The organism is Paraburkholderia polaris, assembly GCF_012927345.1.
In the GTDB taxonomy this organism is placed as follows: domain Bacteria; phylum Pseudomonadota; class Gammaproteobacteria; order Burkholderiales; family Burkholderiaceae; genus Paraburkholderia; species Paraburkholderia polaris.
On the sequence record NZ_JABBGJ010000003.1, the window covers coordinates 128,117 to 153,013 of the forward strand.

Consider the following 24,897-nt stretch of genomic DNA (forward strand, 5'->3'; position numbering starts at 1 on the left):
ATCTTCCGGCCGACTTTCCATCCGGGTTTTCGTGCACTGTCACTGTCACCCGTAGCCACCGTTAGACAAAATGTCCCAATACTTTCGGCTTCATCCGGATAACCCGCAGCCGCGCCTCGTCAAACAGGCCGTGCAGATCATCAATGATGGCGGCGTCGTCGCGTTGCCGACGGATTCCAGCTACGCGCTGGCCTGTCATCTCGACGATAAGGACGCGGTCGAGCGTTTGCGGCGGATTCGCGGGCTCGACGAGAAGGCCCTGCTGTCGCTGCTGGTGCGCGATCTGTCGGAACTGTCGAACTTCGCGATGGTCGACAACCGGCAGTACCGCCTGATCAAGTCGGTCACGCCGGGCCCTTACGTTTTCGTGTTGCAGGCCACCAAGGAAGTGCCGCGGCGCCTGTCGCACCCGTCGCGCAAGACCATCGGCCTGCGGGTGCCGGATCACGTGATCACGCTGGCGATTCTCGAAGAGCTCGGCCAGCCGCTGCTCGGCTCCACGCTGATCATGCCGGGTGAAACCCAGCCGCTGAACGACCCGGAAGAAATCCGCGCTCGACTGGAGAAGCAACTGGATCTGGTGATCGACAGCGGCCCGTGCGTGTGCGAACCGTCGACTGTGATCGATTTGACCGGCGCCGAGCCGGTGCTGGTGCGGGCAGGGCGCGGTTCTCTCGCGCCGTTCGGTCTCGAAGAGACAGCATGAGCGAAAGCGGACAAACGCACGCAATCGCGTTGTTACAATAGCGAGTTATGGATTCTTCCCTGATACAGACCATTGCGGTTTACGCGTTGCCGGTGATTTTCGCAATCACGCTGCATGAAGCCGCGCATGGCTACGTCGCGCGCTGGCTCGGCGACAATACCGCGTACGTGCTCGGCCGCGTCTCCATCAATCCGATGCGGCATATCGATCCGCTCGGCACGATCGCGATTCCTTTGCTCTTGTACTTCGCCACCAGCGGCGCGTTCATGTTTGGTTACGCGAAGCCCGTGCCGGTCGCCTTCGGCAATCTGCGCAATCCGCGTTGGGGTAGCCTGTGGGTTGCGCTCGCCGGGCCGGCCTGCAATTTCGTGCAGGCGTTGGTGTGGGGCCTGATCGGCGTTGCACTTGCCGTGGGGGGTGTTGACGAACCGTTCTTCACGCGCATGGCGGCAGCCGGCGTCGGCGTGAACCTCGTGCTCGGCGTGCTCAACCTGTTTCCGCTGCCCCCGCTCGACGGCGGCCGTGTGCTGATGGCGCTGTTGCCGCCGCGGCAATCGATCGCGATGTCGCGCCTCGAACCGTATGGCTTTTTCATCGTGATGGCGCTGGTGATGACGGGCACGCTCACGCGTTACTGGCTTAGCCCGCTCGTGACGCTCGGCTACGGTGCGATTACCGCAATTCTGACTCCACTTGTTTCGCTTTTCTAAATAACCATGTTCCCAGACCGTATCTTCTCCGGCATGCGGCCCACCGGGTCGCTGCACCTCGGCCACTATCACGGCGTGCTGAAAAACTGGGTGCGGCTGCAGTCCGAATACCCGTGTTTCTTCTGTGTGGTCGATTGGCACGCGCTGACGACGCACTACGAAACGCCCGAAGTGATCGAAAAGAACGTGTGGGACGTGCTGATCGACTGGCTCGCCTCGGGCATCGATCCGGCGCAGGCTACGCTCTTCATCCAGAGCAAGGTGCCCGAGCATGCGGAACTGGCGTTGCTGCTCGGTATGAGCACGCCGCTCGGCTGGCTCGAACGCGTGCCGACCTACAAGGAGCAGCAGGAGAAGCTGAAGGACAAGGACCTGTCCACCTACGGCTTCCTCGGCTATCCGGTGCTGATGGCGGCAGACATTCTGCTGTACCGCGGCTCGCTCGTGCCGGTCGGCGAAGACCAGGTGCCGCACGTCGAAATGACGCGCGAAATCGCGCGCCGCTTCAACTACCTGTACGGCCGCGAACCGGGCTTCGAAGAGAAGGCCAACGAAGCCGCGAAGAAGCTGGGCGGCAAGCGCGCCAAGCTTTATCACGAGCTGCGCAACGCCTATCAGCAGGAAGGCGACGACGAAGCGCTCGAACAGGCTCGCGCGATGTTGCAGGAATCGCAGAGCCTGTCGATGAGCGATCGCGAGCGTCTGTTCGGCTACCTCGAAGGTTCGCGCAAGATCATTCTGGTCGAGCCGCAGGCCATGCTGACCGAGGCGTCGCGTATGCCGGGTCTGGACGGCCAGAAGATGTCGAAGTCGTACGGCAACACGATCGGCCTGCGCGAAGACGCGGAAACGATCACGAAGAAAGTCCGCACCATGCCGACCGATCCGGCCCGCGTGCGCCGCACCGATCCGGGCGATCCGGACAAGTGCCCGGTGTGGCAACTGCACCAGGTCTACACGGACGAAGCCACGCACGAGTGGGCGCAGAAGGGCTGCCGAACGGCTGGAATTGGGTGCCTCGAGTGCAAGCAGCCGGTGATCGAAGGCATTCTGCGCGAACAGCAACCAATGCTCGAGCGCGCGCAGAAGTACATGGACGATCCGTCGCTGTTGCGCGCGATCGTTGCCGACGGCTGTGACAAAGCCCGCAAGTACGCCACGGAAACGATGCGCGACGTGCGTGAGGCAATGGGTCTGTCTTACAACTGATCCGGCTGAAGTGATGAGTACTCCCGTCGCCGCACCGCATGCTTCCCCGCACGGAAACGGCGAACCGTCGCGCTGGGTGCGCCACTGGGCGCATCTGATCGCGGCGGGCGGCGCGGTGCTCGACGTGGCGTCAGGGGCAGGGCGGCATGCGCGGTTTTTTGCGTCGCTGGGCCATCCGGTGACCGCGCTCGACCGCAATGCGGCCGCGCTGGACGCCATGCGCGACGAGCCGCTCATCACCACGCTCGTGGCTGATATTGAAGGTGCCGCGTGGCCCTTGCCTGATGACGCGAAATTCGCGGCGGTCGTGGTCACGAACTACCTGCACCGGCCGCTGTTCCCGCAGCTTTTGCGCTCGCTCGCACCCGGCGGCGTACTGGTTTACGAGACCTTCGCGCAAGGCAACGAAAGCGTCGGCAAGCCGTCTAACCCGGCGTTTTTGCTCGCGCCCGGCGAGTTGCTCGACGTGGTGCGAGGCCACCTCCGTGTGATCGCATTTCAAGACGGATTTCTCGCGCAGCCGCGCCCGGCTTACGTCCAGCGGATCTGCGCAATTATGGAGGCGGATCGCTCAGCCGAGCGCGCAGAGGCGGCTCCCCCGCCTTGTTACGAGCTGGCTGGCTAATCCGCTACAATCGCGGTTTACCTGATCAAATTCATGGCGTTTCATGACTAACGGCAATCAAAGCACTGACGGCGTTCAGATTCGCGGCAGCATCCCTGCCATCATCACCCCGATGCTCGAAGACGGCAGCCTCGATCTGCCGGCATTTCGCAAACTGATCGACTGGCATATCGCAGAGGGCACGAACGCACTGGTCGTGGTCGGCACGAGCGGCGAGTCGGCCACGCTGTCGGTCGAGGAACACGTGCTGATGGTCAAAACCGCAGTCGAGCACACGGCGGGCCGGATTCCGGTGATCGCAGGCTCGGGCGGCAACTCCACCACGGAAGCCATCGAGCTCACGCAGCAGGCCAAGGAAGTCGGCGCGGACGCCACCTTGCAGGTCGTGCCGTATTACAACAAGCCGACCCAGGAAGGCATCTATCGCCACTTCGCGAAGATCGCCGAAACCGTCGATCTGCCGGTGATCCTGTACAACGTGCCGGGCCGCACGGTCGCGGACATGAGCAACGAAACGATTCTGCGTTGCGCGCAGGTGCCGGGCATCATCGGTGTGAAGGAAGCGACGGGCAACATCGATCGCGCCGCGCACCTGATCAAGTCGGCGCCTGCACATTTCGGCATTTACAGCGGTGACGATCCCACGGCGATCGCGCTGATGCTCCTTGGCGGCCACGGTAATATTTCGGTCACCGCAAACGTCGCGCCGCGCGCGATGAGCGATCTGTGCAAAGCCGCGCTCGCCGCGGACGCGAAGACCGCCCGTGAGATTCATTTGAAACTCCTGTCGCTGCATAAGAACCTGTTCATCGAGTCGAATCCGATTCCCGCGAAATGGGCGTTGCAGCAACTGGGTCGTGTGCAGGGCGGAATCCGCCTGCCGCTCACGCCGCTAGACGCGCAATACCACGAAGTGGTGCGCGGCGCGCTGCGCGAAGCGGGTCTGCTGGGTTAAGCGGGCTCGGCCCAGCCCCCAGCGCTCAAGAAAGCCTGCCACCGGCACTCCCTTAACCGACGTCGATCCAGCCCACGTTCCCGGCACACAGAACCAGGCACCGCGTTCCAGCATCACGAAGGACCTCATGAAACGTTCCGCACTTTCCCTCCACGCAACCCGCATGGCGGCGCTGGCGCTTGCCCTGGTAACGCTCGCCGGCTGTGACACGCTGAACGACTGGTTCGCCTCCGACCGCGTCAACTACAAGGGCGCGGGCAGCGCACCGCCGCTCGCCGTTCCGGGCGACCTTTCGACCACGACGACCGATCAGCGCTATGTCGCGCCTCCCACGAGTCTGGCGCTGGGCGGCTCGCCGCAACGTGCTGTCACGGCAGCGGGCAATGCCACCGAAGGCCAACCGAATGCGCAAGACCCGCTGGGCATGCATATCGAGCGTGACGGCGATCGTCGCTGGCTGGTAGTCGACGGCCGCACGCCGGAACAACTGTGGCCGCAGTTGCAGGAGTTCTGGCAGGAGAATGGCTTCGCATTGAAAACCGATGCGCCCGCCACCGGCATCATGACCACCGACTGGGCTGAAAACCGCGCCAATATTCCTGACGACTGGTTCCGTCGCACCGTCGGCAAGGTGATCGACTTCGCCTACTCGTCTGGCACCCGTGACAGCTTTCGCACGCTCGTGTCGCGCGGTCCGGCTGACACCACGGACATCTCGATCACGCATAGCGCGATGGAAGAAATGCTGACGGGCCAGGACAAGACGTCGTCGCGCTGGGAAGAGCGTCCGCGTGATCCGGCGCTGGAAGCCATGTTCCTGGCCAAGCTGATGCAGAAGTTCGGCCTGACCGACGCGCAATCGAAGCAATTGCTGACCGATGCCCGCCCGGCCACCGCGCCGGCCACGATCGACCAGAGCGCCGGTGCATCGACGCTCGACCTGCAGGAGTCGTTCGACCGCGCATGGCTGCGCGTGGGTCTGGCGCTCGACCGCACCAACTTTACCGTCGACAACCGTGACCGCGCGAAAGGCATCTATTACGTGCGTTACGCTGACTCGATGCAGGAGCTGAAGAAGGAAGGGCTGTTCGGCAAGCTGTTCTACAGCGGCAATTCGTCGAAGAAGCCGGGTCAGGAATTCCTCGTCAATGTGCGCTCGAAGGGCGACACCGTGACACAGGTGGCGGTGGTGGACGCGAACGGGCAGGTGGATAACTCGTCCGATGCGCAGCGCATCGTGACGTTGCTGCACGCACAACTGAACTAAGCGGGCTGTGCGCTTCGCCAGTCTCGGCAGCGGCAGCGAAGGCAATGCCTTGCTGGTGGAAGCGCAAAGCGGCGCGACCACCACGCGCGTTCTGCTCGATTGCGGCTTTTCGGCCAAGGAAGTCGAGCGGCGTTTGACGCGGCTCGGCGCGGGCGTCGAAGGTCTCGACGCCATTCTGATTACGCATGAACACAGCGACCACATTGGCAGCGCGCTGACGCTGGCGCGCAAGTGGTCGATTCCGTTATACATGAGCTGGGGCACCGCCCGCGCGGTGGGTGCCGACGAAGCCGACGTCGACCTGCAGGTGCTGTGGGGCGACGAAGCGGTGGCGATCGGCGACCTCAGCATCCTCCCTTACACCGTTCCTCACGACGCCCGCGAGCCGCTGCAATACGTGCTCTCCGATGGTGCGAGCCGGCTTGGCGTGCTAACCGACGTCGGCACCTCCACGCCGCACATCAGCGCGGTGCTGAGCGGCTGCGACGCGTTGGTGCTCGAATGCAATCACGATGTGCGAATGCTGGCGGGCAGCCGGTATCCGCAATCGCTAAAGGCGCGTATCGGCGGCAATCATGGGCATCTGAACAACGAAGCGGCGGCTGAAATCCTGGCCTCGCTCGACCGTTCGCGCTTGCGCCATCTGGTGGCTGCCCATCTGAGCCAGCAGAACAACACGCCGGAACTGGCGCAGGCCGCCATGGCGGGTGTGCTGGGCGCCGCGCCGACCGAAGTGGTGGTCGCCTCTCAGGATGAAGGTTTCGCGTGGTTGAGCTTGTGATCCGTCTTTGATTACTTGGCGTCGCCAGGGTGAGGTGACTCACCGCTGACGCGCGCTGACGCGACGACACGGCAGCGCAATGAAAAAAGCCCATGACGAGCAATCGTCATGGGCTTTTCCTTTGAGGCGGGTGTTTCTGTGTTAACTGCCGGCCGCGCCTTGCGTCAGACTTAGTTGCGGTTGCCGCCGAAGATGCCGAGCAGCGCGAGCAGATTAACAAACACGTTGTACAGGTCCAGATAGATCGCGAGGGTGGCGGTGATGTAATTCGTTTCACCGCCATTCACGACGCGCTGGACGTCGAACAGCATGTAAGCCGAGAAGATCACGATCGCCAGCACCGACACTGTCAGCATCAACGCCGGCAGGTGCAGGAACACGTTCGCGACCGAAGCAAGCAGCAGCACGACCACGCCCATGAACAGCCACTTGCCGAGACCCGAGAAGTCACGCTTGCTAACCGTGGCGATCGTTGCCATGGACGCGAAGATCACACCAGTGCCACCGAAGGCGAGCATGATCAGCGACGGTCCGTTCGAAAACCCGAGCACGAAACTCAGAATGCGCGACAGCATCAAGCCCATAAAGAACGTGAAGCCGAGCAGCACGAACACGCCGATGGCGCTGTCTTTAGTTTTCTGGATGGCGAACATGAAGCCGAATGCGATCGCGAAGAACGCCAGCATGCTCATGCCGGGGCTGGTAGCGGCGAACAACGAGAAACCGGTTGCCACGCCCACCCACGCGCCGAGCACGGTCGGGATCATGGACAGCGCTAGCAGCCAATAGGTGTTCCGTAGTACGCGGTTGCGCGTTTCGACCGTGCTGACCGCGCCATTGCGGCCAAAGCTATACGGATGATCGTTCATGGTCTCTCCTTACCTCAGAAGCGTGTTGCGAATGGTTGTGTAGCGGGTTGTGTGTCAGGTGGTGCAGCGCCGGCCGGGATTCTTGCCGCCAGTCGCAGGGTGTTCATCCCTAAGATTGGCGCGGTGGCAGGGAGTTTCAATACCCAGAAAATGTTCATACGGCCTACGCTACCAGTATTCACCAACTCCTGCTTGGAGTCTTTCAATGCTGTAAGGGTTCAATCGCAATCATACACGGGAACATGCTACAATAGCGGATTCATTTGAATCTGTAACCTCTTAATTTTTTGGAGTTTTTATGGCGATCGAACGCACCCTGTCGATTATCAAGCCGGACGCAGTGGCCAAGAACGTGATCGGTCAGATCTACAGCCGTTTCGAAAACGCTGGCCTGAAGATCGTGGCTTCGCGCATGGTCCATCTGTCGCGCGCTGACGCAGAGAAGTTCTACGCTGTGCACGCTGCGCGCCCGTTCTTCAAGGACCTGGTCGATTTCATGATCTCGGGCCCGGTGGTCGTGCAAGCGTTGGAAGGCGAAAACGCGATCCTGAAGCACCGCGACCTGATGGGCGCAACGGACCCGAAGAAGGCAGAAAAGGGCACGATCCGCGCCGACTTCGCTGACAGCATCGACGCAAACGCGGTGCACGGTTCGGACGCCGCTGAAACGGCTGCAGTTGAAATCGCGTTCTTCTTCCCGCAAGTGAACGTCTACTCGCGTTAAGCGGGTTTGGGCTGTTTGAGCGGGTTTGAATTGTCGCGCGGTGCTATCCGCGCGATTCGTGCGGAGCCGATGGATTTGTCGCACGAATCCGCACGAACAGCCCGGCAAAGTAGTAAGGTAAAGCAGCAGGAATGGGCGCGAACGGCATTGCGTTCATGCAGCTTGTTGCATGAACGTAGTCTCGCACTGAAATGGCAGGATTCGATATGACGAGCAGTCCCACCGTCAACCTTCTCGACCTCGACGCCCAAGGGCTTGTCGCCTACTGCGACAGTCTGGGCGAGAAGCCGTTTCGCGCCAAGCAATTGCAGCGCTGGATCCACCAGTACAACGCTGCCGACTTCGATGGCATGACCGATCTGGCGAAGTCCTTGCGCGAAAAGCTCAAAGGGCGCGCAACGATCACGATGCCAGGCATCGTCAGCGACAATATTTCGACCGACGGCACACGCAAGTGGCTGATCGACGTCGGCAACAGCAACGCGGTTGAAACCGTTTATATTCCCGAAGAAACGCGTGGCACGCTGTGCGTGTCGTCGCAGGCCGGGTGCGCGGTCAACTGCCGTTTCTGTTCGACCGGCAAACAGGGTTTCTCCCGTAATCTCACCACCGGTGAAATCATCGGCCAGCTGCGCATGGCTGAGTTCGCGCTGCGCGCGACGCGCGGCACGGACGGCGGGCGCGCCACAGGGGGTGACGGAAAAGGCGAGCGCGTCGTCACGAACGTGGTGATGATGGGCATGGGCGAGCCGCTGCTCAATTACGACGCGGTGGTGCCCGCCATGCGCCTGATGCTGGACGACAACGCGTACGGCCTGTCGCGCCGGCGCGTCACGCTGTCCACCTCGGGCGTGGTGCCAATGATGGACCGGCTCGGTGCCGATCTGCCGGTGGCGCTCGCGGTATCGTTGCATGCGCCGAGCGACCCGTTGCGCGACATGCTGGTGCCGCTGAACAAGAAGTATCCGCTGCGCGAATTGATGGCCGCTTGTCAGCGCTATCTGAAGGTCGCGCCGCGCGATTTCATTACGTTCGAATATTGCATGCTCGACGGCGTAAACGACAGCGAAGCGCAAGCGCGCGAATTGCTGGCCGTTACGCGCGACGTGCCGTGCAAGTTCAACCTGATTCCGTTCAATCCGTTTCCCGAGTCGGGGCTCATCCGCTCGAAGCCGGAGCAGATCAAGCGGTTTGCACAGGTGTTGATGGACGCGGGCGTCGTCACCACCGTGCGCAAAACACGCGGCGATGATATCGACGCTGCCTGCGGTCAGTTGGCCGGTGCGGTGAAAGACCGCACGCGCCTCGCTGAGCGCACCGGGAAGGCGGCGAAGGTGATCGAGGTTCGCGCCGTGTAATCGCGCGAGGCGGCAGGGCGCGGCGTTCCGTGGAAAGCTATCCGGGCGTGCAAAAACCCTCCACACCATCCGCGATTGAAAAGAAAGTTTGCAGAAGCGATCGGAAGCGGCACACAAGGCCGCGCATTTTGTTATAAACGGTCTGCGATTCGGGCGTGAGGCTTTGGCCCGTCCGGGTTGCACAAGTGAAAAAGAATCGATGCGAAAGGATTTGGGATGAGTGAGCCGCAGCACCCGCAGCCGCAGGACACAGACGCAAACGAAGGCCATCCGGCGCCGGTCGCCCGGGCGGTGGTGCAGCCTGTTGTGCAGCCGGGCCTGGCAAGTTTGGATTCCCTGGCAGCGGTTGGCGCTCGCTTGACCCAATTGCGCGAATCGAAGGGCTGGACGATCGAAGACGTGTCGGCGCGCCTGAAGGTATCCGTCACCAAATTGCGTGCGCTCGAATCGGGTGACATCAGCCATTTGCCGGACACGACCTTCGCGCTCGGCGTGGTGCGCAGCTACGCGAAGATGCTTGGCGCCGATCCCACGCCGTTCACGCAGGCTTTGCGTCGCGAGAAGGGCGTGCCCGCGCCGGATCTGTCGATGCCGGCTTCGTCCGGCAAGGATTTGCCGCGCGGCCGCGTATCGCTGTCGCTCGGCGGCAGCGGGCAAAAGAGCCGCTCGTGGCTATGGGGCATTGCGGCGGTGATCGTCGCGGTGATCGCGCTCGGCATGTGGCATACCAATGGCGGTGATTCGTCGGCGTGGCTCGCACGGTTGAAGGCGAGCGCTAACGGCGCCGCGGGTGGCGCGACCGGAGCATCGGGCGCGGTGGCGCAAGGCCAGGCGGCAGGTTCCGAGGCAACAGCGGAAGAGGCTGCTTCCGCGCCGGAAACACCGGCCGCAGCGGATAACGCAGCGTCGGCTACGCCGATGCCCGCGCCGCTGGCCACCGGTACGGCGCCGTCTTCCGCGCCGGCTGTTACGGCAGCAGCGGTCGCGCCGAAGGCCGGTTCGCAGGCCCAGGCTGCGGCGCAAGGCGCGAGCGCGCCGGTGGTCGCCGCGATAGGCGCACCGGAGACGGCAACGGCGACGCCGGCTGCGGGTGAGGCGATCGTCGCGTTGCGCGTAACGCAAGACAGTTGGTTCAGCGTGCGTGGCAAGGATGGCAAGGAGCTGTTCTCTGGCCTCGTGCACGCGGGCGATACGAAGGAAGTGACGGGCGCAGCGCCGTTCAAGGTCACGGTCGGCAACAGGGCGGGTCTCGAGTCGCTTACGCTCGATGGCCAACCGGTCGATCCGTCGAAATATTCGGCAGCCAAGGGTAATGTGGCGCGCTTCGCGTTGCCCTGATTAGATACGGTATGCGTCGCGGCCAACCGGGTCGCGACGCTTTTTCAATTCAGGCGCTACGTCTTTTATGTGGCGCATGCGGCGTAAATGGGTTTTTCGATGCAATCCGAAGCTCAATCCCAATTCAGTAGCAAGATCGTTTCAAACGAACCGGTGTTTGGCGGCCACGCTGCGCGGCGCAAGTCGCACGCGGTCGATGTCCGTTGGGGCGGCCAACTCGTCACTATCGGTGGCGATGCCCCCGTGCGCGTCCAGTCGATGACCAACACCGACACCGCGGACGCGATCGGCACGGCGATCCAGATCAAGGAGCTGGCGCAAGCCGGTTCGGAACTGGTGCGTATCACGGTCAACACGCCGGAAGCGGCGGCGGCCGTGCCGGCTGTGCGCGAGCAGCTCGACCGCATGGGCGTGTCGGTGCCGCTGGTCGGCGATTTTCATTACAACGGCCATTTGCTGCTGCGCGATTACCCCGCGTGCGCGGAGTCGCTGTCGAAGTACCGGATCAATCCGGGCAATGTCGGCCACGGCGCGAAGCGCGACACGCAGTTCGCGCAAATGATCGAAGCGGCAGTGAAGTACGACAAGCCGGTGCGGATCGGCGTCAACTGGGGCAGTCTCGACCAGGACCTGCTCGCGAAGATGATGGACGAAAACGCCGCGCGTTCCACACCGTGGGAAGCGCAAAGCGTCATGTACGAAGCGCTGATCCAGTCGGCGATCGGCTCAGCGGAGCGTGCGGTCGAAATCGGCCTGCCGCGTAATAAGATCATTCTGTCGTGCAAGGTCAGTGGCGTGCAGGATCTGATCGCGGTGTATCGTGAGCTCGCGCGCCGTTGCGACTTCGCGTTGCATCTCGGTTTGACCGAAGCGGGCATGGGTTCGAAGGGCATCGTGGCGTCGACCGCTGCGTTGTCGGTATTGCTGCAGCAAGGCATCGGCGACACGATCCGTATTTCGTTGACGCCGGAACCGGGTGGCCCGCGAACGGGCGAAGTGATCGTCGGTCAGGAAATTCTGCAGACCATGGGTCTGCGTTCGTTCACGCCGATGGTGATTGCGTGCCCGGGTTGCGGCCGCACGACCAGCACGCTGTTCCAGGAACTGGCGTCGCAAATCCAGACCTATCTGCGCACGCAGATGCCGGTGTGGCGCGATCAATATCCTGGCGTCGAGAAGATGCACGTCGCGGTGATGGGCTGCATCGTCAACGGTCCGGGCGAATCGAAGCAGGCGAACATTGGCATCAGCTTGCCGGGTTCGGGTGAAAATCCGGCTGCGCCGGTGTTCATCGACGGCGAGAAGGTCAAGACACTGCGCGGCGAGAACATCGCGCAAGAATTCCAGCAAATCGTGAGTGACTACGTCGAGCGCCGCTATGGCCGCGCCGAAGCCGGCCGCGCCGAAGCACTCAACTAAATACCGTCAATCGAAGACAGATGACTGAACAGAAGAAAAAGCTCGAAAAATTGTCCGGCGTGAAGGGCATGAACGACATCCTCCCGCAGGAAGCCGGGCTGTGGGAGTTTTTTGAAGCGACCGTCAAGTCGATGCTGCGTTCGTATGGATACCAGAATATTCGTACGCCGATCATCGAGCATACGCAGTTGTTCAAGCGCGGTATCGGTGAGGTGACCGACATCGTCGAGAAAGAGATGTACAGCTTTACCGACGCGTTGAACGGTGAAAATCTGACGATGCGCCCGGAAAACACGGCGGCTGTTGTGCGCTCGGTGATCGAGCACAACATGCTGTACGACGGTCCGAAGCGTCTGTGGTACATCGGGCCGATGTTCCGTCACGAGCGTCCGCAGCGCGGCCGCTACCGGCAGTTCCATCAGGTCGGTGTGGAAGCCCTGGGCTTCGCTGGCCCGGATGCCGACGCTGAAATCATCATGATGTGCCAGCGTCTGTGGGACGACCTCGGCTTGATGGGCATCAAGCTCGAACTCAATTCGCTGGGTCTCGCGGAAGAACGCGCGGCACATCGCGTCGAGTTGATTGCGTACCTCGAAAAGCACATGGACGTGCTCGACGAAGAGGCGAAGCGCCGTCTGTACACGAACCCGCTGCGCGTGCTCGACACGAAAAATCCGGCGATGCAGGAAGTCGCACAGAACGCGCCCAAGCTGATCGATTTTCTCGGCGAAGAATCGCGCGCGCACTTCGAAGGCCTGCAACGCATTCTGAAGGCGAACAACATTCCGTTCACGATCAATCCGCGGCTCGTGCGCGGTCTCGATTATTACAATCTCACCGTGTTCGAATGGGTGACCGACAAGCTTGGCGCGCAAGGCACTGTCGCGGCCGGCGGCCGTTACGATCCACTGATCGAACAGCTTGGCGGTAAGCCGACAGGCGCTTGCGGCTGGGCAATGGGCGTCGAACGGATCCTCGAGTTGCTGAAAGAAGAGCAGCTCGTACCGGAAGACGAAGGTTGCGACGTGTACGTGGTCCATCAGGGCGACGCGGCACGTGAACAGGCCTTTATCATCGCGGAGCGGTTGCGCGATACGGGCCTCGACGTGATCCTGCATTGCAGCGCGGACGGTCAGACGGCGAGCTTCAAGTCGCAGATGAAGCGTGCTGATGCGAGCGGCGCGGCCTTCGCGGTGGTGCTCGGCGAAGACGAGATTGCGAACGGCACCGTCGGCGTCAAACCGCTCCGTGATACAAGTTCTAACGGCGGTAAAAACGAGCAACATAACGTGCCCGCCGAAGACTTGACCGAATTTCTAATCAATGCGATGGTTGCAACCGCCGAAGACGGCGACGACTGATCGCGATATCGTCGAGCCCCTTGGCTCGACACGCACACGTATCAAAAAAGAGGAAATCGCCGGGCGATGAGTTACCACGACGAACAAGAATCGATTGAAAGTCTGAAGGCATGGTGGACGCAGTGGGGCAATGCAACCACGTGGATCGTGCTGGTGGCATTGGTTGCAGCAGCCGGCTGGAACGGCTGGAATTTCTGGCAGCGGCGTCAGGCGGCGGAAGCCGCAGTGCTGTATGACCAGGTGCAGCAAGCCGTGGCATCGGGCGACAAGGCGAAGATCACGCGCGTCGCCACCGATATGGAAGACAAGTTCAGCAGCACCGCGTATGCGCAGATGACCGCGCTGGGCGCTGCCAAGGCGCTGTACGCCGCAGGTGACGAAGCCGCCGCGAAGGCCCAGTTGCAATGGACCATCGATCACGCAAAAGACGACGAGTTCAAGCAGATCGCCAAGCTGCGTCTGGCTTCGCTGCTGCTCGACGACAAGGCCTACGATCAGGGTCTCGCACTGCTCGCCGAACCACAGTCCGATGCGTTCAAGGGCATTGTGGCGAACGGCCGCGGTGACCTGCTCGCTGCAGAAGGCAAGCGTGACGATGCGCGCGCGGCCTACAAGCTCGCGCTCGACTCGCTGTCGAAAAACGATAGCTCGGCTCGCCAGTTGATTCAGTTCAAGCTGGACGCGCTGGGCGGCTAATCGCCGCATGCAGCGCGCCGCATGTAACGACCAACCGGTCTCCTTTAATTAATTTCCTGAATGCTTCGTCCACCGATGAATCTGCTGAAACGTTACGCTGTGCCCGTTGCCTGTGCGATGACCGTCCTCACCATGGCGGCTTGCTCATCCACGAAAGACGAGCGCCGCGTGCCGACGCCGCTCACCGAGTTCAAACCCGTGCTCGACGTGCAGCAAGCGTGGACGACGAGCGTGGGCAAGGCAGGCCGTTACCTGTTCTCGCCGGTTGCGGTCGGCAACGCGGTGTACGCCGCCGGCGCGAACGGCTCGGTTGCGAAGATCGATGCGCAAACCGGCAAGGACATCTGGCGCGTCAAGTTGCATGACGATCTGTCGGCAGGTGTCGGCAGCGACGGCACGCTCACGGCGGTCGGCGGGCTGAAGGGCGACGTCTACGTGCTCGGCGCGGACGGCAAGCAATTGTGGACCGCCAAGGCGCCCGGCGAAATCATCTCGCCGCCGCTGGTCGGCAACGGCCTCGTGGTGGTGCGCACGGTCGACGGTCAGATCGTCGCGTTCAATGCGCAAACGGGCGAGCAGAAGTGGAACTATCGCAACCGCGCGGTGCCGCTCAATCTGCGTGTCTCGTCGGGCATGACGTTCGCGGGTGACGCGGCTGTGCTGGCAGGCTTCCCGGGTGGCGCGTTCGCCGCGATCAACCTGCAGACCGGCGACAACTACTGGCAGACGCCGGTGTCGTATCCGAAGGGCGTGACGGAAGTGGAGCGCATCAACGACGTGACGGGACCGCCCACGCTGGTCGGTTCGGAAACCTGCGCGGTGACGTTCCAGGGCCAGATTGGCTGCTTCGATGCGAACTCGGGTCGCGCAGTGTGGGAAAAGGCGTTCTCGAGCACGAGCGGTCTGGCGCAGGATGACCGCGCCGTGGTGGCGGCCGACGACTGGTCGGTGGTCTCGGCGTTCGACGTCAGCAGTGGCGCACCGCTGTGGAAGAATGACAAGCTGAAGAACCGCGACCTCAGCGTCCCATTCATCCTGGGTCACGCCGCCGTGCTGGGCGACTATCAGGGTTTCGTGCACTTCCTGTCGCGCGACGACGGCACGCTCGTGGCTCGTGTGAAGACCGACGGCAGCCCGATTACCGCCGCGCCGGTGCTGGCCGGCGAGACGCTGGTCGTGCTGACTCACGACGGCGCCCTGTACGGCTACCGCCCGCGCTAATCGCGCAGGCCATGGGTAGTCAGACGTGCAGGCCGGCTTTGCCGGCCGCACGCGTTTTTGTTATGCAGCAGAGTAACTAGAAGAATTCCGCCGGACTGGCTGGTCCGGCAAGTCGGATCAGAAACGGCCCATGTGGCCATTGGTGGCTGCTTGCGGCGCCACCTTCGATGGCATCTTGGTAGAGATACCGTAGAGAATCGTACCGAACTGGCGTGCGAGCCGTTGAGCAAGAAAGACTGAACCTGGCGGCCCATTGGCGCCGCCCCATACAGCCAAACTCTCGTCCGCTCGGGTGCGCATATTGACAGCACATCCGGGGCTGGTCGAATTCGTGATAATTTTCGTCAAACGCTGCCGTGTAGCGGCCGCATGGCGTCGCTACGCGGGCGGTCGATTTCGATCCCGCGTTTCACCGTGAACAACATCTGATGAAACCCGTTATTGCCCTGGTTGGGCGCCCCAATGTGGGGAAATCCACGCTATTCAACCGTCTCACGCGCACGCGTGATGCACTGGTTGCCGACCTGCCCGGTCTCACCCGCGATCGCCATTACGGCGAGGGGCGCGCCGGCGACCGGCCGTATCTGGTCGTCGATACCGGCGGCTTCGAGCCGGTCGCGAAAGACGGCATCCTCCATGAGATGGCGCGTCAAACCCGCCAGGCGGTCGAGGAATCGGACATCGTCGTGTTCATCGTCGACGGCCGCAACGGTCTCGCACCGCAGGACAAGACGATTGCCGACTACCTGCGCAAGGTCGGCCGGCCGATCTTCCTCGTCGTCAACAAGGCGGAGGGGATGAAGTACACCACGGTGGCCGCCGATTTCTACGAACTCGGTCTAGGCGACCCGCGCGCGATTTCGGCTGCGCACGGTGACGGTGTCACCGAAATGATCAACGAGGCACTCGGCGTCGCGTACGCCGGGCAGCCGGAAGAGAGTGACGAAGAAAAACAGGCGCACGGCGTGAAGATCGCGATCGTCGGCCGGCCGAACGTCGGCAAGTCGACCTTGATCAACGCGCTGGTGGGCGAGGAGCGCGTGATCGCGTTCGACATGCCTGGCACCACGCGCGATTCGATCTACGTCGACTTCGAACGTCAGGGCAAACCGTACACGCTGATCGACACAGCCGGATTGCGCCGCCGCGGCAAGGTGTTCGAAGCGATCGAGAAATTCTCGGTGGTGAAAACGCTGCAGGCGATTTCGGACGCGAACGTGGTGATCCTGCTGCTCGACGCGCGCCAGGACATCTCGGAGCAGGACGCGCACATCGCCGGCTTCGTGGTGGAGCAGGGCCGCGCGCTGGTGGTGGGCGTAAACAAATGGGACGGTCTCGATCCGCATGTGCGCGACCGCACCAAGGCCGACATCGAGCGAAAACTGAAATTTCTCGATTTCGCCAAATTCCACTTCATTTCCGCCGCGGAAAAGACGGGCATTGGCCCGCTGATGCGCTCGGTCGACGACGCCTACGCCGCCGCCATGGCCAAGCTGCCGACGCCGAAGTTGACGCGTGCGCTGATCGATGCGGTGGAATTCCAGCAACCGCGCCGCCGTGGTCCGGTGCGCCCGAAACTGCGTTACGCGCACCAGGGTGGACAGAATCCGCCGATCATCGTGATTCACGGTAATGCGCTCGATGCGATCACCGAAACGTACAAACGCTACCTCGAAAACCGCTTCAGGGAAACTTTCAAGCTGATCGGGACTCCATTGCGCATAGAGTTCAGATCATCGACGAACCCTTACGCGGATAAAGGCTAAACCCAGGCTGAAACCCGCGTGTGTGCTGGGTTTGGCCGCCAGGGCCGCCCTCTCGCGCAAAAATGAAAATCGGCTATAGTGTAGCGGTTGACGGCGGATCTCTTTTTCTTCGTCGTCAATTCAGTCAACCTGCAAAAAAATACGGAGTTTGCTATGAGCAACAAAGGGCAATTGTTACAAGACCCGTTTTTGAACGCACTGCGTAAAGAGCATGTGCCGGTGTCGATCTACTTGGTCAACGGCATCAAGCTTCAAGGGAACATCGAATCGTTCGACCAGTACGTCGTGTTGCTCCGGAATACGGTCACCCAGATGGTCTACAAGCACGCAATTTCTACTGTCGTGCCTGCCCGCCCGGTGAATTTCCACCCGGATTCCGAACAGTCCTAACCCCCGTCGCGGCCGGCGTAGCGTCGCCCGTTGGCGATTACTCCCGGCCGCCTCATTTTGATACCGTCCAATTTGATCAATGCAGCGCTTGTCGGCGTCGACTTCGGAAAAATCGATTTCGAAGCCAGCCTAGAAGAACTCAGCCTGCTCGCGCAAAGCGCGGGCGCGAATCCCTTAGTCACCCTCACGGGGCGCCGGTCCAGTCCCGATGCCAAGATGTTCGTCGGCAGCGGCAAGGCCGAAGAACTGCGTCTTGCCTGTGAGGCGAACGACATCGAACTCGTCATTTTCAATCACGCTCTGGCCCCTGCGCAGCAGCGCAATCTGGAGCAGGCGCTTAACCGCCGGGTGATTGATCGCACCAGTCTGATTCTCGATATTTTTGCGCAACGCGCCCGCAGCCACGAAGGCAAGCTGCAGGTGGAGCTCGCGCAGTTGCAGTACCTATCGACGCGGCTAATCCGCGCATGGACCCACCTTGAACGCCAGAAAGGCGGTATCGGTTTGCGCGGCCCTGGTGAAACGCAGCTCGAAACCGACCGCCGTTTGATCGGCGAGCGCATCAAGGCGCTCAAGACCAAGCTCGAAAAGCTGCGTCGTCAGCACGGCACACAGCGCCGCGCGCGCAGCCGTAACCAGACCATGTCCGTGTCGCTCGTCGGCTATACGAACGCGGGCAAATCCACACTTTTCAACGCGTTGACGAAGGCTCAGGCGTACGCCGCCGATCAGCTGTTCGCCACGCTGGATACCACGTCCCGCCGTGTCTATCTCGGTGACGAAGCTGGCCAGGTGGTGGTGTCCGACACGGTCGGTTTCATCCGCGAATTGCCTCACCAGCTGGTGGCGGCTTTCCGCGCCACGCTCGAGGAAACCATTCACGCCGACCTGCTGCTGCATGTGGTCGACGCGTCGAGCGCCGTACGCCTCGATCAGATCGATCAGGTGAACGAGGTGTTGCACGCAATCGGTGCGGACACGATTCGCCAGGTGCTGGTGTTCAACAAGATCGACGCCGTGCCGGAGTTGGCGGCCCGTGGCGACGCGGTCGAGCGAGATGAGTATGGTAATATTTCGCGCGTCTTTTTGAGCGCGCGCACGGGACAAGGGCTGGATACATTGCGCGCTGCCATCGCTGAAATCGCTACTGCCGAACCTCTCTCCGATACGCTGGTGGATCTGTCGGAAGAAGACCGGTCGGCAGCACCGCGCGAGGACCGCAAGGTCTCAGAACTCGGGCACTGACCCGCTCCAATTGCACTGACCCGCTGTCTACTCTGGTGAACGAACACAGGTGAACGATTACAACGAGCGGAGTATCTGGCTGCGCATGCGCGCCATGCTGTCACTGAACGATCCGGGTTGGGGCCGGGGCGACGGCAATGGCGACCGCCAACGACCCAACGAACCCAAGCGTCCGCCCACCAAGGATGGTGAAGGGCCGCCCGATCTCGATGAGATGTGGCGCGATTTCAACCGCCGTTTGAGCCGGGTATTCGGCCGCAAGGGCGGCGGTGCGGGCGGCGGTCGTCCGGACAACGGTCGCGGCGCGCGCATCGGCGTGGGCATTGTGATCGGCGTGTTGATCGCGATCTATCTCGGCAGCGGCGTGTTCGTGGTGCAGGATGGCCAGGCCGGCGTCGTGATGCAGTTCGGCAAGTATCGCTACACAGCGGGGCAGGGTGTGCATTGGCGCCTGCCGTATCCGTTCGAAGCGCATGAGCTCGTCAATGTCGGCCAGATCCGCCAGGTGGAGATCGGCCGTAACAACGTGGTGCGTCTCGCCAATGTGAAGGACGCGTCGATGCTCACGCACGACGCCGATATCGTCGACGTGCGCTTTGCCGTGCAGTACCAGGTGAGCAAGCCGACCGATTATCTCTTCCGCAGCGTCGATCCCGACCAGAGCGTCATGCAGGCCGCGCAGGCGGCGGTGCGCAGCATCGTCGGCGCGCGCAGCACCAACGACATCCTCTATCAGGATCGCGAAGCAATTCGCCAGCAACTGATGGCATCGATTCAGCAATCCCTGGATGAATACCAGTCCGGCCTCGCCGTGACCGGTGTAACGATCCAGGGCGTGCAGGTGCCCGACCAGGTGCAAGCCGCTTTCGACGATGCCGCCAAAGTGCGTCAGGACAACGAGCGCGCCAAGCGTGAAGCGCAGGCCTATGCCGCCGAATTGCTGCCGCGCGCGCAAGCCGACGTCGCGCGCCAGATCGACGAAGCAAAAACGTATGGCGACAAGACCGTGACCCAGGCGCAAGGCGACGCTGAGCGCTTCAAGCAGGTCTACGCGCAGTACTCGAAAGCGCCCGCTGTGATTCGGGAGCGCATGTACCTGGAAACCATGCAGCAGATCTATTCGAATACGACCAAGGTGTTTGTGGACAGCAAGAGCGGCAACAACGTGCTGTATCTGCCGCTCGACAAGCTGGTCGAGCAGACTCGCCAGCGCGTTGCCGACGCTGCTGCGGCCGCTTCCGGCGCTGCCGTTGCATCGGGTGCGGCCGTGCCGCAGGCCGCGAGCAGCGCCGCCGCACCGTCTGCAACCGCGCCTTCTGCCGCTGCTTCCGCCGCACCCGCCGCGGTCGCGACGCCTGCCAGCCAGGCTGCAGCCAGCAGCGACGCACTCCGTTCGCGCGACTCCTTCCGCAGCCGTATGCGTGAAGACGACGTTCAATAAGGAGCGCACACCATGAACAAGATCATTGCGCTCGTCGTTGCCCTGGTCATCGTGCTGTTTGCTGCGTCGTCGATGGTATTCGTGGTCGACCAGCGGCATATGGCTGTGCTGTCCTCGCATGGCGACACCGCACCCGTATTGCTTGGCCCTGGCCTGCACGTGAAGCTGCCGCCGCCGTTGCAAACGGTCACGCTGGTCGATAACCGCATCCAGTCGCTCGACGCGCCGGATGAAGATCGCTATGTCACGTCGGACAAAACCGATCTGCTGGCCAACCCGGTCATCAAATACCGTGTGACCGATCCGCTGAAGCTGCTCGCCGAAACCAAGGGCGACGTGCAAGGCCTGTCGGATCGCCTGGCGCTGCTGTCGCGCAGTGCGCTCGGCGACGCGTTCGGCAAGGTCACGCTGACCGATGCGCTGGCGAAGCAACAAGCCGTTGCTGACGAAGCACGCGGCGCGATGGACAAAGCCGCAGCATCGCTGGGCGTTTCGGTGCTCGACGTGCAACTCACGCGCGTCGACTTCCCGGCGGCGATGGCCGACTCGGTCTACAAGCGGATGATCGCCGCACGCGAGCAGGCCGCGGCCGACGAACGTGCGAAGGGTACGGCCGAGGCGGACCAGATCAAGGCGGATGCCGTCGCCCAGCAACAGGCGATTCTCGCGGACGGCTATAAGCAGGCGCAGACCATCAGGGGCGAGGGCGATGCCAAGGCTGCGGAAATCGCAGCTGAGGCATACGGCAGCGACCCACAGTTCTACCAGTTTTATCAAAGCATGCAGGCGTACAAGAACACCTTCAAGCCGGGCGACCTGATCGTGGTCGACCCGAGCAGCGAGTTCTTCCGCTTCATGCGTAGCCCGACCGGCGGCGCTGCCCCGGACGCTCCAGCCGCGGCACCGCGCAAACACTGATAACCGGAAACGCCGCGGCATCCGCATCGCGGCCCCTTCATTCGCATGGACATAGCCGGCTCGTTACTGCTCGCGATCGCATTGATGCTGATTATCGAAGGGATGTTTCCCTTCGTTTTTCCGAGCGCCTGGCGCGACACGTTCCGTAAAATAGCGGAACGGCCCCCGCATCAGATTCGCGTCGGCGGGTTGGTCGTGATGGTGCTCGGGCTGATCCTGCTGTTTATCGTGACCTGAAGGGGTGCTGCATAGCGCCCTTCGCTGCGCACTGTTGCGTGGGCGATATGCGTGTATCAGCGAGCGCTCTGGCGCGAGCCAAGGTCGTCTGAGGACTGCGAAAGGCAGTCCCGACGCCCGCGACAGCCGCCAAAATAGAGCCGTCGCCCGCCATTCACACTCACTTACCGGCGCCCCCAGTCGCCGTGTTCAACGTCGTAGGACTGTATCGATGTCGACCTGGTTACTTCCCGAGAATATCGCCGACGTGCTGCCGTCGGAAGCCCGCAAGATCGAAGAGTTGCGGCGCCATTTGCTGGACCGTTTCCGCTCGTACGGCTACGAGATGGTGATGCCGCCGCTGCTCGAGTACATCGAGTCGCTGCTCACCGGTGGCGGGCACGATCTGAATCTGCGCACGTTCAAGCTCGTCGATCAGATGTCCGGGCGCACGCTCGGTCTGCGCGCCGACATCACGCCGCAGGTCGCGCGTATCGACGCACACCTGCTGAATCGTCAGGGCGTGACGCGGCTTTGCTATGCAGGCAATGTGGCGCATACGCGTCCGCGCGGCCTGCACGCCACGCGTGAGCAGATCCAGATCGGCGCGGAAATCTACGGTCACGCCGGTCTCGAAGCGGATCTGGAAATCCAGCAGTTGATGCTTGACGCGCTGCGTCTGGCCGGCCTCGCGAAAGTGCGGCTCGATTTGTGTCATGCAGGCGTGCTCGCCGCGTTGATCGAAGCAGAACCCGCTGCTGCCGAACTGGGTCAGTCGCTCTACGACGCATTGGCCGGTAAGGATGTGCCGCGCCTCGTCGAGCTGACCGCCAATCTCACACCGGTCACGCGCGACGCATTGCGCTCGCTTCCCACGCTCTACGGCGACGCCTCGGTGCTCGACGAAGCCCGCGCACGCTTGCCGAACGCACCGGCTATCGCCCGCGCGCTCGACGACCTGGCGTTCCTCGCGAGCCAGGTGGAAGGCGCCGAAGTGATGATCGACCTGGCCGATTTGCGCGGCTACGCGTACCACAGCGGCGTGATGTTCTCGGCGTATGTGGACGGCGTGCCGAATGCGGTTGCGCGCGGCGGCCGATATGACCACGTCGGCCAGGCCTACGGCCGCGCGCGCGCGGCAACCGGCTTCTCGCTCGATCTGCGCGAAGTCGCTCGCATTTCGCCCGTCGAGGCCCGCAGCAGCGCGATTCTCGCGCCGTGGCAGCACGACGAAGCGTTGCGCACCAGCGTCGCCGCGCTGCGTAACGCAGGTGAAGTCGTGATCCAGGCGCTGCCTGGCCACGAGCACGATCTGGACGAATTCGCCTGCGACCGCGTGTTGGTCGAGCGCAACGGCGCGTGGGTCGTCGAACCCCGTTCCTGAGCGCGCGACGAGAGACCGCCTGAGGGGCCATCCCAAAGGCATTTCAGAAGGCGTCCAAAGCGTCGCCGGACCCGGCGCGGCGACTCGCCGTGCTATTTTCGATATACCCACCATAACGTGCATACCGTTGAGCGGAAACGGAAAAATTCGGAAGGTTCCGCGAACATAGGTAGAATACGTTTTTAACCAGCTTACGAAACAACATGTCTGCCAGCGCAGTGAATGTGAACCCCGGGCGCAACGTCGTCGTCGTCGGGACCCAATGGGGTGATGAAGGCAAGGGCAAGATCGTCGACTGGCTGACGGACCACGCTCAAGGCGTCGTTCGCTTCCAGGGCGGTCACAATGCCGGTCACACGCTTATCATCGGCGGCAAGAAAACCATCTTGCGTCTGATTCCGTCGGGCATCATGCATCCCGGCGTCGCGTGCTACATCGGCAATGGCGTCGTGTTGTCGCCGGAAGCGCTGTTCAAGGAAATTGGCGAGCTCGAAGCCGCCGGGGTCGATGTTCAGAATCGCCTCTTCATTTCCGAAGCCACCACCCTGATCCTGCCGTACCACATTGCCATCGACCAAGGCCGCGAAGCGCGCCGTGGCGCGAGCAAGATCGGCACCACCGGCCGTGGCATCGGCCCGGCCTACGAAGACAAGGTGGCGCGCCGCGGTTTGCGCGTGCAAGACCTGTTCGAGCCGGAAAGCTTCGCCGAACGTCTGCGTGAGAACCTCGATTATCACAACTTCGTGCTGACGCAATACCTGGGCGTCGCCGCGGTCGACTTCCAGCAAACGCTCGACACGATGCTGAGCTACGCCGACCGTCTGAAGCCGATGGTGACCGACGTGTCGCGCCGTCTGTACGACGAAAACGCAGCCGGCAACAACCTGCTGTTCGAAGGCGCGCAAGGCACGCTGCTCGACATCGACCACGGCACCTATCCGTACGTCACGTCGAGCAACTGCGTGGCCGGTGCGGCTACCGCGGGCGCCGGCGTCGGTCCGCAAAAGCTGAACTACATTCTCGGCATCACGAAGGCGTATTGCACGCGTGTCGGTTCGGGCCCGTTCCCGAGCGAACTGTACGACGCGGATAACGCCGCGCGTCAGGACCCGATCGGTCTCGAACTCGCCAAGGTCGGCAAGGAATTCGGCTCGGTTACCGGCCGTCCGCGCCGCACTGGCTGGCTCGACGCCGCCGCGCTGCGCCGCTCGATCCAGATCAACGGCGTGTCGGGTCTGTGCATGACCAAGCTCGACGTGCTCGACGGTCTTGACGAAGTGAAGCTGTGCATCGGCTACACGGTCGACGGCAAGCATGTCGATCTGCTGCCGCGTGGCGCATCGGAAGTGGCGCGTTGCGTGCCGGTGTACGAAACTTTCGCGGGCTGGAAGGAAAGCACCGTCGGCATTACGGAATGGGACAAGCTGCCGGCTAGCGCGCGTGCGTATCTGACGCGTGTGCAGGAAGTCGCGGGCATTCCGATCGACATGGTGTCGACCGGTCCGGATCGCGACGAAACGATTCTGCTTCGTCATCCGTTCAAGGTTTAAGCCATGGTGCAAGGTGTACCCATGATTGCGATGAAAGATCCGCGCAACGACGACAAGAACCTTTGGGTCGGCTGGGACGAGTATCACCGGCTGATCGAACTGCTGGCGTTGCAGGTGCACGAGTCGGGCTGGAAGTTCGACAAGATCCTGTGTCTCGCGCGCGGCGGTTTGCGCGTTGGCGATCAGCTCTCGCGTATTTACGATCTGCCGCTGGCGATTCTCGCCACCAGTTCGTACCGCGAAGCGGCCGGCACGGAGCAGGGCGAACTCGACATCGCGCAATACATCACGATGACGCGCGGCGAGTTGCACGGCAACGTGTTGCTGGTCGACGATCTGGTCGATTCGGGTGTGACGCTGGCACGCGTGCAGCAGCATCTGAAAGAACGCTATCCGGCGATCACAGCGGTGCGTTCGGCGGTGCTCTGGTATAAGGGCTGCTCGAAAGTGAAGCCTGACTACCACGTGCAGTATCTGCCCACCAATCCGTGGATTCACCAGCCGTTCGAGGAATGGGATACGGTTCGTCCGCATAACCTCGGTGCGTGGATCAAGCGCGGTATGCAGCAGGAGCAGGAGTCGTCGGGCACGTGATGCGCGCTACGACGCTGTACCTGTCGCGTCGTATCCAGTGCAGTGCCTGCAAAACGGAGTCCGATTGGGCTCCGTTTTTTTATGTGCGTCGTGTGCGCGTCGTAGCGCGTCCCGCGAACGGCGCCTTGCGAAACGCGTACGCCTGCGCCGGCGA

At 62.3% G+C, this 24,897-nt stretch carries 24 protein-coding genes; 23 read left to right on the forward strand and 1 reads right to left on the reverse strand.

Translation table 11 applies throughout. The annotated features are described in order from the left end of the window. Positions 1–70 precede the first annotated feature (70 nt). From HHL24_RS03150 to HHL24_RS03180, 7 genes are all read left to right on the forward strand, one after another. The gene (locus HHL24_RS03150; RefSeq protein WP_169483933.1) at positions 71–706 is read left to right on the forward strand and encodes an L-threonylcarbamoyladenylate synthase; all 636 of its coding nucleotides are present in this window, start codon (positions 71–73) and stop codon (positions 704–706) included. Between the two features lie 47 nt (positions 707–753). After that, a complete protein-coding gene (locus HHL24_RS03155; protein WP_169483934.1) occupies positions 754–1,416 on the forward strand; it encodes a site-2 protease family protein in 663 nt (220 codons plus the stop codon). Positions 1,417–1,422: 6 nt separating this feature from the next. Next, positions 1,423–2,625, forward strand: coding sequence for a tryptophan--tRNA ligase (locus HHL24_RS03160; protein ID WP_169483935.1), 1,203 nt, complete (start codon positions 1,423–1,425; stop codon positions 2,623–2,625). A 13-nt stretch (positions 2,626–2,638) separates the two neighbouring features. Next, positions 2,639–3,250 (forward strand): class I SAM-dependent methyltransferase, encoded by a 612-nt coding sequence (locus tag HHL24_RS03165; RefSeq protein ID WP_169483936.1) that lies wholly within the window; start codon positions 2,639–2,641, stop codon positions 3,248–3,250. 43 nt (positions 3,251–3,293) lie between these two features. Continuing rightward, complete coding sequence (gene dapA, locus HHL24_RS03170) at positions 3,294–4,205, forward strand: 4-hydroxy-tetrahydrodipicolinate synthase (RefSeq protein WP_169483937.1); 912 nt, start codon at positions 3,294–3,296, stop codon at positions 4,203–4,205. A gap of 127 nt (positions 4,206–4,332) precedes the next feature. Beyond that, entirely contained in the window at positions 4,333–5,472 is a 1,140-nt protein-coding gene (gene bamC, locus HHL24_RS03175) for an outer membrane protein assembly factor BamC (RefSeq protein WP_169483938.1), read from the forward strand. 7 nt (positions 5,473–5,479) lie between these two features. After that, positions 5,480–6,253 (forward strand): MBL fold metallo-hydrolase, encoded by a 774-nt coding sequence (locus HHL24_RS03180; protein ID WP_169483939.1) that lies wholly within the window; start codon positions 5,480–5,482, stop codon positions 6,251–6,253. A 170-nt stretch (positions 6,254–6,423) separates the two neighbouring features. Here HHL24_RS03180 and HHL24_RS03185 read toward each other — a convergent pair whose 3' ends face one another. Beyond that, complete coding sequence (locus tag HHL24_RS03185) at positions 6,424–7,122, reverse strand: Bax inhibitor-1/YccA family protein (RefSeq protein WP_169483940.1); 699 nt, start codon at positions 7,120–7,122, stop codon at positions 6,424–6,426. A 298-nt stretch (positions 7,123–7,420) separates the two neighbouring features. Here HHL24_RS03185 and ndk point away from each other — a divergent pair, with 298 nt between their 5' ends. From ndk to HHL24_RS03265, 16 genes are all read left to right on the forward strand, one after another. After that, the gene (gene ndk, locus HHL24_RS03190) at positions 7,421–7,846 is read left to right on the forward strand and encodes a nucleoside-diphosphate kinase (RefSeq protein ID WP_012433533.1); all 426 of its coding nucleotides are present in this window, start codon (positions 7,421–7,423) and stop codon (positions 7,844–7,846) included. A gap of 206 nt (positions 7,847–8,052) precedes the next feature. Further along, entirely contained in the window at positions 8,053–9,204 is a 1,152-nt protein-coding gene (gene rlmN, locus HHL24_RS03195) for a 23S rRNA (adenine(2503)-C(2))-methyltransferase RlmN (protein WP_063497997.1), read from the forward strand. Positions 9,205–9,420: 216 nt separating this feature from the next. Beyond that, the gene (locus HHL24_RS03200) at positions 9,421–10,542 is read left to right on the forward strand and encodes a helix-turn-helix domain-containing protein (protein ID WP_169483941.1); all 1,122 of its coding nucleotides are present in this window, start codon (positions 9,421–9,423) and stop codon (positions 10,540–10,542) included. 87 nt (positions 10,543–10,629) lie between these two features. Next, positions 10,630–11,961: a flavodoxin-dependent (E)-4-hydroxy-3-methylbut-2-enyl-diphosphate synthase gene (gene ispG, locus HHL24_RS03205; RefSeq protein WP_169483942.1), complete on the forward strand. Its 1,332-nt coding sequence runs from the start codon at positions 10,630–10,632 to the stop codon at positions 11,959–11,961. A gap of 20 nt (positions 11,962–11,981) precedes the next feature. Beyond that, on the forward strand, positions 11,982–13,322 hold the full coding sequence (gene hisS / locus HHL24_RS03210; RefSeq protein WP_169483943.1) for a histidine--tRNA ligase: 1,341 nt from the start codon (positions 11,982–11,984) through the stop codon (positions 13,320–13,322). A 66-nt stretch (positions 13,323–13,388) separates the two neighbouring features. Beyond that, positions 13,389–14,018 carry a YfgM family protein gene (locus tag HHL24_RS03215; protein ID WP_169483944.1) on the forward strand — a complete coding sequence of 210 codons (630 nt, stop codon included), beginning with the start codon at positions 13,389–13,391 and terminating at the stop codon, positions 14,016–14,018. A 75-nt stretch (positions 14,019–14,093) separates the two neighbouring features. Continuing rightward, positions 14,094–15,239 (forward strand): outer membrane protein assembly factor BamB, encoded by a 1,146-nt coding sequence (gene bamB, locus HHL24_RS03220; RefSeq protein WP_169483945.1) that lies wholly within the window; start codon positions 14,094–14,096, stop codon positions 15,237–15,239. A gap of 428 nt (positions 15,240–15,667) precedes the next feature. Next, positions 15,668–17,005, forward strand: coding sequence for a ribosome biogenesis GTPase Der (gene der / locus HHL24_RS03225; RefSeq protein WP_169483946.1), 1,338 nt, complete (start codon positions 15,668–15,670; stop codon positions 17,003–17,005). 153 nt (positions 17,006–17,158) lie between these two features. Continuing rightward, positions 17,159–17,395: an RNA chaperone Hfq gene (gene hfq, locus HHL24_RS03230; RefSeq protein WP_006051315.1), complete on the forward strand. Its 237-nt coding sequence runs from the start codon at positions 17,159–17,161 to the stop codon at positions 17,393–17,395. Between the two features lie 57 nt (positions 17,396–17,452). Continuing rightward, positions 17,453–18,640 (forward strand): GTPase HflX, encoded by a 1,188-nt coding sequence (hflX, locus tag HHL24_RS03235; RefSeq protein ID WP_169483947.1) that lies wholly within the window; start codon positions 17,453–17,455, stop codon positions 18,638–18,640. A gap of 49 nt (positions 18,641–18,689) precedes the next feature. Continuing rightward, entirely contained in the window at positions 18,690–20,081 is a 1,392-nt protein-coding gene (gene hflK, locus HHL24_RS03240) for an FtsH protease activity modulator HflK (protein ID WP_169483948.1), read from the forward strand. A gap of 12 nt (positions 20,082–20,093) precedes the next feature. Continuing rightward, a complete protein-coding gene (gene hflC, locus HHL24_RS03245; RefSeq protein ID WP_169483949.1) occupies positions 20,094–20,999 on the forward strand; it encodes a protease modulator HflC in 906 nt (301 codons plus the stop codon). A 45-nt stretch (positions 21,000–21,044) separates the two neighbouring features. Further along, a complete protein-coding gene (locus HHL24_RS03250) occupies positions 21,045–21,236 on the forward strand; it encodes a DUF2065 domain-containing protein (RefSeq protein WP_054041860.1) in 192 nt (63 codons plus the stop codon). Between the two features lie 211 nt (positions 21,237–21,447). Beyond that, positions 21,448–22,599 carry an ATP phosphoribosyltransferase regulatory subunit gene (locus HHL24_RS03255; protein ID WP_169483950.1) on the forward strand — a complete coding sequence of 384 codons (1,152 nt, stop codon included), beginning with the start codon at positions 21,448–21,450 and terminating at the stop codon, positions 22,597–22,599. Between the two features lie 203 nt (positions 22,600–22,802). After that, positions 22,803–24,149, forward strand: a complete 1,347-nt coding sequence (locus tag HHL24_RS03260; protein WP_169483951.1) for an adenylosuccinate synthase — start codon at positions 22,803–22,805, stop codon at positions 24,147–24,149. Positions 24,150–24,152: 3 nt separating this feature from the next. Beyond that, complete coding sequence (locus tag HHL24_RS03265; protein WP_097389666.1) at positions 24,153–24,743, forward strand: phosphoribosyltransferase; 591 nt, start codon at positions 24,153–24,155, stop codon at positions 24,741–24,743. Positions 24,744–24,897: the final 154 nt, after the last annotated feature.